The organism is Bacillus sp. BD59S, assembly GCF_007363175.1.
In the GTDB taxonomy this organism is placed as follows: Bacteria; Bacillota; Bacilli; order Bacillales; family Bacillaceae_G; genus Bacillus_A; species Bacillus_A pacificus.
Map to the genome: position 1 here is coordinate 1,123,615 of NZ_CP034686.1, position 11,965 is coordinate 1,135,579.

The following is an 11,965-nucleotide window of genomic DNA, read 5'->3' on the forward strand; positions in this document are numbered from 1 at the left end:
AGAGATATTTAAAGGAGGGCTTAAAGGATGTCTGAACAAAACACAGCAAAAACATTACCAGATCGTAACGAGATTGAAGAATCAAGTACGTGGCGATTAGAAGATATTTTCCAAACAGATGCAGAATGGGAACAAGAATTCCAAGCTATTAAAGAGTTATTACCGAAGTTAACTGAATTTAAAGGGAAACTTGGTGACTCTGCGAACAATTTACTTGAAGCATTGCAATATGAAGATGAAATTTCAATGCGATTAGGTAAGCTATATACATATGCACATATGCGTTACGATCAAGATACAACAAACTCTGTGTATCAAGCGTTAAATGACCGCGCGACAAATTTATATTCACAAGTATCTAGTAGCACAGCATATATTGTGCCTGAAATTTTATCGATTTCAGAAGATACACTGCAAACATTCTTGAAAGAAAATAGAGACTTAAGTGTATATGAACATGCATTAGAAGAAATTACGCGCCAACGTCCGCACGTATTATCTGAAGCGGAAGAGGCTTTATTAGCAGAAGCATCTGAAGTAATGAGTGCGTCAAGTAATACATTTGGCATGTTGAATAATGCGGATTTGAAATTTCCATCTATTAAAGGTGAGGATGGAGAAGAAGTAGAAATCACACATGGTCGTTACATTCAGTTTTTAGAAAGTGATGATCGTCGTGTGCGCGAAGATGCGTTCAAAGCTGTATATGAAACGTACGGAAAATATAAGAACACATTTGCAAGTACGTTAAGCGGAGCTGTAAAGCGTAATAATTTTAATGCACGCGTTCGTAAATATGACTCTGCACGTCAAGCAGCATTAAGTAATAATAATATTCCTGAAGCGGTGTACGATCAACTCGTTGAATCTGTAAATGATAATTTACACTTGCTACATCGTTACATTGATATTCGTAAGCGTGCACTAGGGCTTGATGAGCTTCATATGTATGATTTATATACACCACTTGTACCAGAAGTGAAAATGAATGTGAAGTATGAAGAAGCGCAAGACATGTTATTAAAGTCTTTACATGTACTTGGTGATGAGTATGTTGATATTTTGAAAGAAGCATATGAAAATCGCTGGGTAGATGTGTATGAGAATAAAGGAAAACGAAGCGGAGCATATTCATCTGGTGCATATGGAACAAATCCTTATATTTTAATGAACTGGCATGATAATGTAAATAATTTATTTACACTTGCTCATGAATTTGGCCATTCTGTCCATAGTTACTACACAAGAAAAACGCAGCCGCACGTATACGGTGACTATTCAATCTTCGTTGCGGAAGTAGCATCAACTTGTAATGAAGCGCTTCTAAACGATTATTTATTAAAAACGACAGAAGATAAGAAAGAGCGTCTATACTTATTAAATCATTATTTAGAAGGATTCCGTGGTACTGTATTCCGTCAAACGATGTTCGCAGAGTTTGAGCATATTATTCATAAGAAAGTACAAGAGGGACATGCGGTAACGCCAGACATGTTAACGGAGATCTACTATGATTTAAATAAGAAATATTTCGGTGATGCTTTAGTAATTGATGAAGAAATTGGTTTAGAGTGGTCTCGTATTCCGCACTTCTACTACAACTATTACGTATACCAATACGCAACAGGATTTAGTGCAGCAACGGCTCTATCTAAACAAATTTTAGAAGAAGGGCAACCAGCAGTAGAACGTTACATTAATGAGTTCTTAAAAGCAGGAAGCTCAGATTATCCAATTGAAGTGCTGAAGAAAGCTGGAGTAGATATGGCATCTCCAGAACCAGTAAAAGAAGCATTGCAAGTATTTGAAGAGAAATTAAATGAATTAGAAGCATTATTATTTGAAGAGAAGTAATAGAAAAGACGAGGAATTTGCCTCGTCTTTTTCTTAATGTCATTTTGTCGATATTTGTCGAGAAAATAAAGTGAATTGTCTTCTTTTTTCTAAATTAGAAGGCAGTTTTACAGTCCATTAAAACCCTTTAAATCGTTTCTTATGGTTGAAATAAGAGAGAGCGATGACAATGACTCCAAATAAAAGAGGGAAGGCAATCATTTTAGGAAAAGCTTGTAGTAGAGAGAGGATGTACAAGAAAAAAGAAACAATGATAGCTAGAATGATAAGTAAAATATACGTTTTTTTCATACAGAACACCTCCAAAATAGCTTTTTTATAGCTTATTCAAAAATGAAAACGTTTAGAATGTGACAAAAGTGTGAAATTCGACAAAAGGGGTTGTCATCTGACGTCGAATCTTGTAATATAATAAGCGTGAACGAATTCACATACAAACATATACCCCTTTGTTTGAACGTGAAAATTTCTCCCATCCCCTTTAATATTTTTATAAGCCGTAAAGAAAAAGACCTGGTGTTTACACCAGGTCTTTTTCTTTTGCTATCCATTTCCAATAACGCTCACATTTTACATCAATCATTTGTACTTTTCGTTTCAGTTGTAATTTTTTTAGTTCACGCTCAATTTCTTGCTTCGAGCAGTCATATATAAATGCTACTTCTTTTGAAGATATAAATTGCGTTGCTTCTAGTAATACCTCTAAAGATGGTAATGGTTCTGGCTCAATTTCACATTTTACAAGTTCTTTTAATAATTGTACGTATACGTCATAGGAATACGTTCCAGCGATTTTAATACCTTCTTCATCTGAATTTGCATGAAAAAATACGAGAGAAGGTATTTCTGTAATATGCATCTCATTTGTAAATTTCAAGTCACATTGGAAAGCTTTTTTTGCGCTAGCTGAATATAGGTCTTTTTTAAATTCTTCTACATCAATATCGCTATCTTTTGCGCATGCAAGTAATAATTCGCAGTTAGGATTTGATACATTTTCAAGGAAAATGTATTCTTGGAGTTTTCGCAAAAACTTCGAACCTGCTTTTCGGCCTTGCAACTCCGCTGCCTTAATTGCCATCGAAACTAAATATGGTGTTGACGATGCCTCTTGCATATGTACCTTTCCATCACATGAAAAACCTTGTAAACTTGTTGTCTTTTCCCACACAAATCGAATATTAGCAGGTTTATTCCATTTGTGTGAGGAAGCGTTCGTTCCGTCCACTTTTCCTGTTACGATATGACGAATAGAGAAGTATTTCCCATATTCAAGCCATAGTTTAATAATAAAGGGCTCAATTTCCCAGCAATCTTTACAAAGTGGATCAATAAATAAATATGCTTCTACAGACTTATGCTCACATGCGGAAGGAGATGGCATATTGATATGCTTTGCTTCCTGTTTATCCATTATATTTCACCTGTTTCGTCTGGAGTATTAACCATATGCTGAGCAGTTAATGCTAAACGTTCAAAAACGAACTCTCTTATATGACCGTGCACTCCTGTATCATCCATTGCTTGCTCCATGCACGATAGCCAAGACTCTGCTCGTTTTGGAGTAATCTCAAACGGGAGATGGCGTGCTCTTAACATAGGATGACCATGTTCTTCAGTGTACAAATTAGGACCACCTAAATATTGTGTTAAAAATTGCTTCTGCTTCCTAGCTGTTTCTGTTAAATCATCCGGGAAGATGGGAGATAGGTCAGGGTGTTTACTGACATAGGAATAAAATGTGTCTACTAATATTGCAATGCATTGTTCACCGCCAATTGCTTCAAATGGTGTCATCGGTTGCTTGCTCATCCTTTTAAACTCCTTTTTCCATGAAATGTATATCTATTGTAGCAATGGAATGTTAGGGAGGGCAAATAAACAGCCTTCATAACGTTCTTTGCTTATTCTACAGATGTAAAAGAATCTTTTCTTTTTCAAAAAGTGAGATGTATCCACTAGTAGAACGTATTCACTAGTGGAATTTTCACTTTAGCGTGCTTTGTTTTGTTTGGCAAGGAAAAAGCGTTTTACTTTATTATTTGTATGACGGATTGGTATGTCGTGTTGCTTTAACAAATGAATAAATGCAGCTTTGCCTGCTTCTTCATCTTGCACTTCAAATTCAATTTCATAATCATCGTGATTGTAATAGAAACTATGATCAAAGACAAGCGTTCCGCCTTCAAATAGTGTTTCGGCTCTTTCAGTTGTTAAACTACCCATATAAGTTAAAGCAGAAACAGGAATTTGTAATTTGTGTAGTTGATCTACTACAGCGCCTTGAATAATTGTATTTGTTTCCATCATCAATCTTGCTTCATCTGCTGTTATAACTTGATGCGTTTCCAACAAGCCGACTTCTGCAGGTTGTTTCAATGTTAATGTATAAGTTTCTCCTTTATGACGAATACGAAGTGCAGAGCCAGCTTCTTTTAATGAGAAGTTGGGTGTTTCAAAGTAGTGATTCACCTGTTTCATAAATCCTTCAATAGAGAATGATTTACATAATGTATTGAATTCTTCTTCTGTAACAATATTTTTAAATTCAATTTCAATTTCTTGTGTCATTGTATGCGCGCTCCTTTTGAAAAATAATTCTTTACACATTATCGCTTTTTCGCAAATTTGGTTCAATGTTTTATTTGTTTGCGTCCATGTTATGATACAATAATACTGTTAAGTAAGACAGGAAGTTGAGATGGAGGAGTTAGAGCATGCAAAATAAAATCCAAGTTAAGAGCGTAGAAAAGAGAGAGAATGCTCTTATTTTTTGTGCGGAAAATAGTGAAATAGCGGTAAAGGAGTTAAGTGCGCGTAATCACGTACTTGTAGACTCAGATAATTTATCATTTTTATATATCTTAGAAAACGAATCATCTTTCATTTATGTAAGCATTCCACACACATGCTGGGAAGCAATGCATGAAGCGATGAATAACGACGTGGTTATGTTCGTTCGCGTGAATGACATTGAAATGGAATTAGAAGGGTTAAAAGAAGAAGTAGAATATTTAGTTGAAAATATTGAAGGTAATGCAAATTACGGAGAAGAACTAGTAACTGCTGTAGAAAAAGTATTTCTATAAGCAAATGGATTGATTTTGGTGGTGGTTGAAATGAATCGAAATTGGGAAGAATTTTTAGCACCTTACCACCAAGCGGTGGCAGAGCTGAAAGTGAAACTAAAAGGAATGCGTACTCAATTTGCAATGTTAACAGAGCATTCTCCAATTGAGTTTGTAACAGGAAGGGTAAAGTCGGTTGCAAGTATTATTGATAAAGCGGAGAAGAGAAATGTACCGTTAGACCGGTTACGAGAAGATATGCAAGATATCGCGGGCCTTCGAATGATGTGTCAATTTGTTGATGAGATTAAGCCTGTTGTAGAATATCTTCGAAAACGAAATGACTTTGAAATTGTGGAAGAACGTGATTACGTCACGCAGAAGAAAGATAGCGGTTATCGTTCTTATCACGTTGTCATTAGTTACCCAGTTCAAACGATTCAGGGTGAACAAAAAGTATTGGTAGAAATCCAAATACGTACGCTAGCAATGAACTTTTGGGCAACAATTGAGCATTCTTTAAATTATAAATATAGTGGACGTTTTCCTGAAGATATTAAAATACGCTTGCAACGTGCAGCGGAAGCAGCATTTTTATTAGATGAAGAAATGTCTTCTATCCGTCTTGAAATTCAAGAAGCGCAAAAAGCTTTTTCAAGAAAGCAAGAAACGAAAGATTCCGAATCATAAACTAAAGGGTGTTGGGCGATGAAATTTACAATTATGTCAAAGGGAGATCAATCATCAGATGCACTGGCAAGCACGATGAAAGAATACTTGCTAGATTTTGGATTTATAATGGATGAACAGGAACCCGATATTGTAATTTCTGTTGGGGGAGATGGAACGCTTTTATATGCATTTCATCGTTATTATAATCGATTGGATGAAACAGCATTTGTTGGTGTACATACAGGGCATTTAGGTTTCTATGCAGATTGGTTACCGACAGAAGTAGAGAAATTAGTAATTGCAATTGCTAAAACACCATTCCAAGTGGTGGAATATCCGCTTTTAGAAGTGATTATTCGCTATGTGAATGGGAGCAAAGAGTCACAGTATTTAGCGATGAATGAAGCGACTGTGAAAAGTGCAGAAGGTACATTAGTAACAGAAGTGGAAATACGCGGAGAGTACTTTGAAACGTTCCGCGGGGATGGCCTTTGTATTTCTACTCCTTCGGGAAGTACTGCGTATAATAAGGCGCTTGGCGGAGCAATTATTCACCCTTCTATTGAAGCGATTCAAATTGCAGAAATGGCATCTATTAATAACCGTGTGTTTCGTACGGTAGGTTCGCCGCTCGTATTGCCGAAACATCATACATGCGTGCTGAAGCCGACTGCAGGAATGAACTTACAAATTACGGTGGACCATTTAACGATGGTTCATCAAGATGTGAAATCAATTCAGTATCGCGTGGCAAACGAGAAAGTACGGTTTGTTCGTTTCCGTCCATTTCCGTTCTGGAAACGAGTTCGTGACTCGTTTGTTGCAGATAAATAGAAAGGGTTTATATATTTGAACAGATTTACATTGAAATGGGATATAGACTCGGCTGAGGAAGGAACTTTGGTTAGAGAATTTTTAAAAACAAAAGGGATCTCCAAAGCCGCATTAACGGATATAAAGTTTCACGGCGGAGCAATTGAAGTAAATGGTCAACATGCGAGCGTTCGCCATCAGTTGCAAGCTGGTGAAGAATTACGTGTCTTTTTTCCGGTGGAGGAAAGAAGTGAAGGGATGATTGCAGAAGATATCCCTTTATGTATTGTATACGAAGATGATGCAGTTCTTGTCATAAACAAAGAGGCGAACATGTCAACGATTCCGTCTAGAGAACACCCGGCCGGAAGTGTTGCAAATGCGCTTTTATCTCATTATGATAAGCAACATCTTGCAAGTACGGTGCACATCGTAACGAGGTTAGACCGTGATACTTCAGGGCTTATGCTTATTGCAAAAAATCGTTTCGTACATCATCTTTTATCGAAACAGCATCAACAAAAAGCTGTGAAAAGAACGTATGAAGCGATCGTTCACGGTGAGATGGTAGAAAGAGAAGGAACGATTGACGCACCGATTGGACGAAAATCGGATAGCATTATTGAGCGAACCGTTTGTGAGGAGGGGCAAAGAGCCGTTACTCATTTTAGAGTGATCGATAGCGCCAATCATAAGACGCATGTATCACTTGAGCTCGATACAGGGAGAACGCATCAAATTCGTGTACATATGGCGCACATAGGACATCCGCTACTTGGTGATAATTTATATGGTGGAAAAAGAGATGAAATGAAACGACAAGCGCTTCACAGTACATCCCTGACGTTTTATCATCCTATTTTAGAGAAAGAAATGTCTTTCACTACACCGATTCCAAGCGATATGCAAGCGGTAGTAACGCATACTTAAAAAGGGAACAAAATTCTTATGTAACGAAGAATTTTGTTCCCTTTTTTCTTAGCGGAATAATATTAAAATTTGATTGTCGCCCGTGCGCTTTATAACGAAAAAGCCACTTTCAGATTTTGTAGCAATGCCATCGTTATTTGGACGACAATATCCATGCGTTTCGCAAGTGCCGTCATCACGTACTAACATTTGTCCGATTAATCCGACAGGAAGCCACTCGGTACGATCTTTTCTTGCTATATATTTGCAAGCTGGATCCCATTCTGTATTTAAAAGAGGTTGTATGTCTTGCGATTCCGTACGTACATATTGACGTTTTCCAAAGCTATCTGTTTTATAGCGTTTTTGCCAACTTAAAGCGCCGCTATTTCCTATAAGAGCGGGGGTGGCGCTAGATATTCCTAAGATGAATGAATCGTTTGAAGTAGCGATTCGAATTTTTTCTTCGCTACTAAATGTAACGAAATAACCTACATCAATAAAAGTATTGTCTACTGTTTCAAACATTTGTGCAAAATCAGTTCCGCTTGCATTGTAAGAAGCGCCATCAATGTACATTTCTCCATTATGAGCAAGCCACTTTGCACCGATATTATGATCGGTTTCATTTGTGCCGTTTGCAATAAACCAAGAATAAGATTCATCTGCTGTGCCGAAGCGCCCCATAATATGGCTACCTGCAAAATGAGCTGTTGATGTATGATTACCTTCCGCATGAGAAGAAAATCCGTTAGCGATAGTCGCGGTTCCTTCTGCATGTGCTGCTTCGCCTAAAGCGATTGTATGTTTACCTTCCGCATGAGAATAAGCGCCACCTGCTGTCGTTTCACTTCCTTCACTATGGGAACTATGTCCAGTTGCTTTCGTTTTTGATCCTTCTGCATGAGAGAAAGAACCTTTTGCATGTGTCAGAAGTCCTTCTGCATGTGAAGCCGTACCCTCTGCATTAGAGTGAAGACCCTCTGCATGTGCATACCTCCCCCCTTTTTTTACTTTTGTATTTTCAGGTGTAGGGGTTTGAATTATGATAGTCTTTTCTGTTTGTATATTGCCTGATGGTGCTAATGCTTCTTTAATTTTTTTTACTTGATTTATAATAGCAGCTGGAATTTCTGCTTCCGCTTTTTTATTTATCGCTACAGGGCTGTTTTCTTCCGTATTCTTCTCTACTTGCTCAGAAGGCACAATCTGTTCAGTATGAGTAGAGAGAGGTTTATCTTTTTGCTGCCTTTTTGTTTTTCGATTATCAATTATGCGGCTCATTACAGCATTTTCTAAAGAGACATATTTGGGTCGAGCTTTGATTTTTGGGGAAGCCTCTTGTCCTTCCAGTTCTTCTAAAGCGGCAGCTCGAATGCTGCACCAGTTGTTAATTCCGTACATGGGCAGATAAAAAGGCGGGCATTTTCTTTTTTGTTTAGAAGATTTTTTCTTCATTCTGTCACCTCCTGCGACAGTATATGCCGTGTAATGAAAAAAAGATGCACTTTATTGCATCTTTTTTTCATTGCTTTAAGCAGTTTTTATATGAGAGCGACCTAAATGATCTGGCATCCCTCGTAAGTTATGAAATTGGGCGGAATTTCTCAGGGACAAAAGGCAGGGAGGAAGGAACGGAAACAGTCTCCATTTCAGGATAACGTAGTCCAGTTAATTTCCCACCAAATACAGCGCCAGTGTCAATATTGACTGTATGATTTACAAAGCGGGGTTCTTTTACGGGTGTATGTCCATATACAACCCAAGCTGTTCCTTTATACTCCTTTGCCCAGTCGCGACGGACAGGAGAGCCGTCAGCATGTTTTTCTCCTGTAATATCGCCGTATAATACAAAGGTTTGTACTTTTTTATCTTGTCTTCCTATGTAATCTTGCCGAATGCCGGCGTGACACACAATTAACCTTTTTTCATCGAGTACATGATATAAAGGGGAGTGCTCGTAAAGTGTGATGAATTTTTCTTTTATCATGTTTTGTTGATGAGAAGGCAGTGCTTCATATTCGGCAACAGTTGTTTCGAGTCCATGAGCGATTGTCACATTACGTCCAAGGAAAAATCGGTATAGTTTATTGCAGTGATTTCCCGGAGCGTAATACGCTACTTTTTTATTTATGACAAGTTCCCATACAATTTCAATCATACGTAATGAATGAGGACCACGATCTGTGATATCGCCAACAAAAGCAAGCTTGCGTTGATCAGGGTGAATCGGCAAGTCACTATTCCAGTTATATCCGAGTTTTTTGGTTAAATCTTGAAACTCTTGGAAGCATCCATGAATATCCCCTATAATGTCATATTTCATATGTAAACCTCCATCATATTTTTCATTAGTATATCTAAAAAAGGATAGAGATAAAAATATACCGTTTTTGTGCTTCAGTTGAACATAAAGATTTTCGTTCTTGAGCGGACGTTTAAAACAAATCCAATCGCTATCATGTATGTGAGTAAGGAGCTTCCTCCGTAGCTCATAAGGGGTAGTGTGATGCCTGTAATAGGTAGTAATCCGATTGTCATCCCGATATTTTGAAATACTTGAAAAGTAAACATTCCGATTGTACCAGCGCAGATGTAACTACCGAAAGGGTCATTACTCTCTATAGCGATATGAATCATGCGGAAAATAAGTAGGAAAAAAAGTGCAATAATGACGCTTGCGCCTAAAAATCCGAATTGCTCAGCGACATTCGTGAAAATAAAATCTGTATGTGGTTCTGGAAAGTATACTTGTCCATTTTCCCAACCTTTTCCTTGCATTTCTCCTGATCCGGTAGCTAAGAAAGCTTGTCTTAATTGATAGCCTTGCGCATCATATTTGTATGGCGCTAACCAGCCGTAGAAGCGATTTAGTTGATATTCTTGTAAAATGTGTGCTTTAAAGAATTTTGTATGAGTGAAAAAAATATACGTTAATGTAAAGCCAGATACAAAGATACCAGAAACTAACCCGAAAATAAAACGCCAACGTATACCAGAAACTAATATCATTGCTGCGAGCATAGCTGAAATTACCATTGTGTTTCCTAAATCAGGTTCCTTTGCAATCAGTAGTAGTGGCGGCAAACTTGTTGCGCATATTTTTCCGAGTAATAGAAAATCGTCGTGTATTGTTCGGTAAAAATATTTCTCATTATGATTAGCTATAATTCGTCCGATGACGATAATTAAAAACAATTTCATAATTTCGGAAGGCTGGAAATTTCCGATGCCTGGGAGCCTGTACCAAGCGGTCGCACCTTTAATTGTAACGGCACCTGGTACTTGAAATTCTAGTCCAATAAGTAGTACCAATGCAAAGCTATATAAATACCAAGCAATTTTTTGATAACGATCGAAATCAATAATCATAATTATACCAATGGCTATGAATCCAATGAAGTACCACTGGATTTGCTTTAATACAAAATTTACATGTTGCAAAAATGGTGGTAAAGAGGCTTGTGCACTTGCAATTGCAAAACAACTAACAATCCCAATGGCAAATAAAATGAATAGTAATACGTAGTCTATTTGATATTGAGAATTTGGATCTTTCAATGTGTGTATTCCTTTCTATCGCCTAGTAAGTATATGGATCATGTCATGATAAAAATAATATACAAGCAGACTATGCATACATTTATTCCACTATTTGTGGGAAGTCATACATCACACGGAAGGAGTAGTGCCTACCGTGTGATGGACTATATGGCATGGAGTTCTTTTGTAATGATATTTAAACAATGGGAGAGACGGGCATGTGTATCGGAAGTTGGAATGAGGTTTGGGAATAACTGATAAAAATTCACGGCATCATCGTGCCATTCGCAAGCTTTTAACAGACTCGATTTATAATGGGTGCTATCTTGTAAGAAACCATATTTTTTGGAGGTTAAAACGAGATGTGAAAAATCTTCACAACCTTCAAGGAATTTGTGATGTACTTGCTGCCCCGTGTGAAGGCGGAATGAACTTAAGGGCTCAGTTATATACATCGCATCACCTTTTGACAGTAAACTGATCCAAGAGGCCATATCAACACTACAACCATATTTTCTACCATTTAAAGTGCCGAAAGGTTCTGCTAATAGATGTTTTCGAAAGAGTACAGTCGTAGGTTCACCAATAATGTTTTGTCCCAGTATAAGCATATGGTTTCCAAAATCTTCCCCGTTTAGTAGAGTATCTTCATCATATAATTTTTTCATGGAGGGATGTTGTTCAATTATATCTCCATTATCATCAATCCAAGTGCGATAGGAGGTGATAAGTGCAATGTCTTGATTTAAATCTTGTTGGAAATAAAACATCATTTTTTCGATTTTATTATTATAAAATATATCATCGTCCATTAAGAAATTTATGTACTCTCCATTTGATTGCTTTAAGAGCATAAGGGCGTTATGAAATTGCCCTAGAGTAGTGGCATTTCGAATGTATGTTATATTTTTATGCTTATGTAAATAATGTCGGTATATTAATTTTTCTGTTTCATTATTTGTACTATCGTCTCCTACAATGATTTCAATATTGGAATACGTTTGTGCTAATGCACTTTCTAGAGCAATTTTAAAATAATGTGGTCGATTATAGGTGGGAATAAGGATGGAAACGAGCGGCAGATTTTTTATATTATTCATATACAA

General features: G+C 37.2%; 13 protein-coding genes. 5 read left to right on the forward strand and 8 right to left on the reverse strand.

What is annotated here, in order from left to right; genetic code table 11:
• The first annotated feature begins 27 nt into the window (after positions 1-27).
• Positions 28-1,854 (forward strand): oligoendopeptidase F, encoded by a 1,827-nt coding sequence (pepF, locus tag EKQ63_RS07690; RefSeq protein WP_048553950.1) that lies wholly within the window; start codon positions 28-30, stop codon positions 1,852-1,854.
• Between the two features lie 117 nt (positions 1,855-1,971).
• On the opposite strand, the gene EKQ63_RS29845 is transcribed toward pepF, so the two are convergent.
• The 4 genes from EKQ63_RS29845 to EKQ63_RS07705 form a co-directional block, all read right to left on the reverse strand.
• Complete coding sequence (locus tag EKQ63_RS29845; protein ID WP_000754592.1) at positions 1,972-2,145, reverse strand: hypothetical protein; 174 nt, start codon at positions 2,143-2,145, stop codon at positions 1,972-1,974.
• Positions 2,146-2,374: 229 nt separating this feature from the next.
• Positions 2,375-3,268 carry a ClpXP adapter SpxH family protein gene (locus tag EKQ63_RS07695; RefSeq protein WP_087951667.1) on the reverse strand — a complete coding sequence of 298 codons (894 nt, stop codon included), beginning with the start codon at positions 3,266-3,268 and terminating at the stop codon, positions 2,375-2,377.
• Positions 3,268-3,666, reverse strand: coding sequence for a globin domain-containing protein (locus EKQ63_RS07700; protein WP_087951668.1), 399 nt, complete (start codon positions 3,664-3,666; stop codon positions 3,268-3,270). The genes EKQ63_RS07695 and EKQ63_RS07700 overlap by 1 nt, the downstream gene beginning before the upstream one ends.
• Positions 3,667-3,846: 180 nt before the next feature.
• Positions 3,847-4,425, reverse strand: coding sequence for a CYTH domain-containing protein (locus EKQ63_RS07705; RefSeq protein ID WP_087951669.1), 579 nt, complete (start codon positions 4,423-4,425; stop codon positions 3,847-3,849).
• A gap of 146 nt (positions 4,426-4,571) precedes the next feature.
• Here EKQ63_RS07705 and EKQ63_RS07710 point away from each other — a divergent pair, with 146 nt between their 5' ends.
• Genes EKQ63_RS07710 through EKQ63_RS07725 form a run of 4 tightly spaced genes read left to right on the forward strand, consistent with a single transcriptional unit; the run spans position 4,572 to position 7,337 of the window.
• Positions 4,572-4,943, forward strand: coding sequence for a UPF0738 family protein (locus EKQ63_RS07710; RefSeq protein WP_048553937.1), 372 nt, complete (start codon positions 4,572-4,574; stop codon positions 4,941-4,943).
• 30 nt (positions 4,944-4,973) lie between these two features.
• The gene (locus tag EKQ63_RS07715; RefSeq protein ID WP_001081482.1) at positions 4,974-5,612 is read left to right on the forward strand and encodes a GTP diphosphokinase; all 639 of its coding nucleotides are present in this window, start codon (positions 4,974-4,976) and stop codon (positions 5,610-5,612) included.
• An 18-nt stretch (positions 5,613-5,630) separates the two neighbouring features.
• On the forward strand, positions 5,631-6,428 hold the full coding sequence (locus EKQ63_RS07720) for an NAD kinase (RefSeq protein WP_000673185.1): 798 nt from the start codon (positions 5,631-5,633) through the stop codon (positions 6,426-6,428).
• 15 nt (positions 6,429-6,443) lie between these two features.
• Positions 6,444-7,337, forward strand: coding sequence for an RluA family pseudouridine synthase (locus EKQ63_RS07725; protein ID WP_087951670.1), 894 nt, complete (start codon positions 6,444-6,446; stop codon positions 7,335-7,337).
• A 48-nt stretch (positions 7,338-7,385) separates the two neighbouring features.
• Here the strand turns inward: EKQ63_RS07725 and EKQ63_RS07730 are convergent, their stop codons facing one another.
• The 4 genes from EKQ63_RS07730 to EKQ63_RS07745 form a co-directional block, all read right to left on the reverse strand.
• Positions 7,386-8,774 carry a peptidase G2 autoproteolytic cleavage domain-containing protein gene (locus tag EKQ63_RS07730; protein WP_143880934.1) on the reverse strand — a complete coding sequence of 463 codons (1,389 nt, stop codon included), beginning with the start codon at positions 8,772-8,774 and terminating at the stop codon, positions 7,386-7,388.
• Positions 8,775-8,901: 127 nt separating this feature from the next.
• The gene (prpE, locus tag EKQ63_RS07735; protein ID WP_087951672.1) at positions 8,902-9,642 is read right to left on the reverse strand and encodes a bis(5'-nucleosyl)-tetraphosphatase PrpE; all 741 of its coding nucleotides are present in this window, start codon (positions 9,640-9,642) and stop codon (positions 8,902-8,904) included.
• Between the two features lie 74 nt (positions 9,643-9,716).
• Positions 9,717-10,877 (reverse strand): FtsW/RodA/SpoVE family cell cycle protein, encoded by a 1,161-nt coding sequence (locus EKQ63_RS07740; RefSeq protein WP_088327848.1) that lies wholly within the window; start codon positions 10,875-10,877, stop codon positions 9,717-9,719.
• 146 nt (positions 10,878-11,023) lie between these two features.
• Positions 11,024-11,959, reverse strand: coding sequence for a glycosyltransferase family 2 protein (locus tag EKQ63_RS07745; protein ID WP_087994568.1), 936 nt, complete (start codon positions 11,957-11,959; stop codon positions 11,024-11,026).
• Between the last annotated feature and the right edge of the window lie 6 nt (positions 11,960-11,965).

Bases quoted from the DNA above. Each gene is read 5' to 3' on its own strand.
- EKQ63_RS07730 (WP_143880934.1), bottom strand. From the start codon at position 8,774: ATGAAGAAAAAATCTTCTAAACAAAAAAGAAAATGCCCGCCTTTTTAT.
- prpE (WP_087951672.1), bottom strand. From the start codon at position 9,642: ATGAAATATGACATTATAGGGGATATTCATGGATGCTTCCAAGAGTTT.
- EKQ63_RS07720 (WP_000673185.1), top strand. From the start codon at position 5,631: ATGAAATTTACAATTATGTCAAAGGGAGATCAATCATCAGATGCACTG.
- EKQ63_RS07710 (WP_048553937.1), top strand. From the start codon at position 4,572: ATGCAAAATAAAATCCAAGTTAAGAGCGTAGAAAAGAGAGAGAATGCT.
- EKQ63_RS07705 (WP_087951669.1), bottom strand. From the start codon at position 4,425: ATGACACAAGAAATTGAAATTGAATTTAAAAATATTGTTACAGAAGAA.
- EKQ63_RS29845 (WP_000754592.1), bottom strand. From the start codon at position 2,145: ATGAAAAAAACGTATATTTTACTTATCATTCTAGCTATCATTGTTTCT.
- EKQ63_RS07745 (WP_087994568.1), bottom strand. From the start codon at position 11,959: ATGAATAATATAAAAAATCTGCCGCTCGTTTCCATCCTTATTCCCACC.
- EKQ63_RS07700 (WP_087951668.1), bottom strand. From the start codon at position 3,666: ATGAGCAAGCAACCGATGACACCATTTGAAGCAATTGGCGGTGAACAA.
- EKQ63_RS07695 (WP_087951667.1), bottom strand. From the start codon at position 3,268: ATGGATAAACAGGAAGCAAAGCATATCAATATGCCATCTCCTTCCGCA.
- EKQ63_RS07715 (WP_001081482.1), top strand. From the start codon at position 4,974: ATGAATCGAAATTGGGAAGAATTTTTAGCACCTTACCACCAAGCGGTG.
- pepF (WP_048553950.1), top strand. From the start codon at position 28: ATGTCTGAACAAAACACAGCAAAAACATTACCAGATCGTAACGAGATT.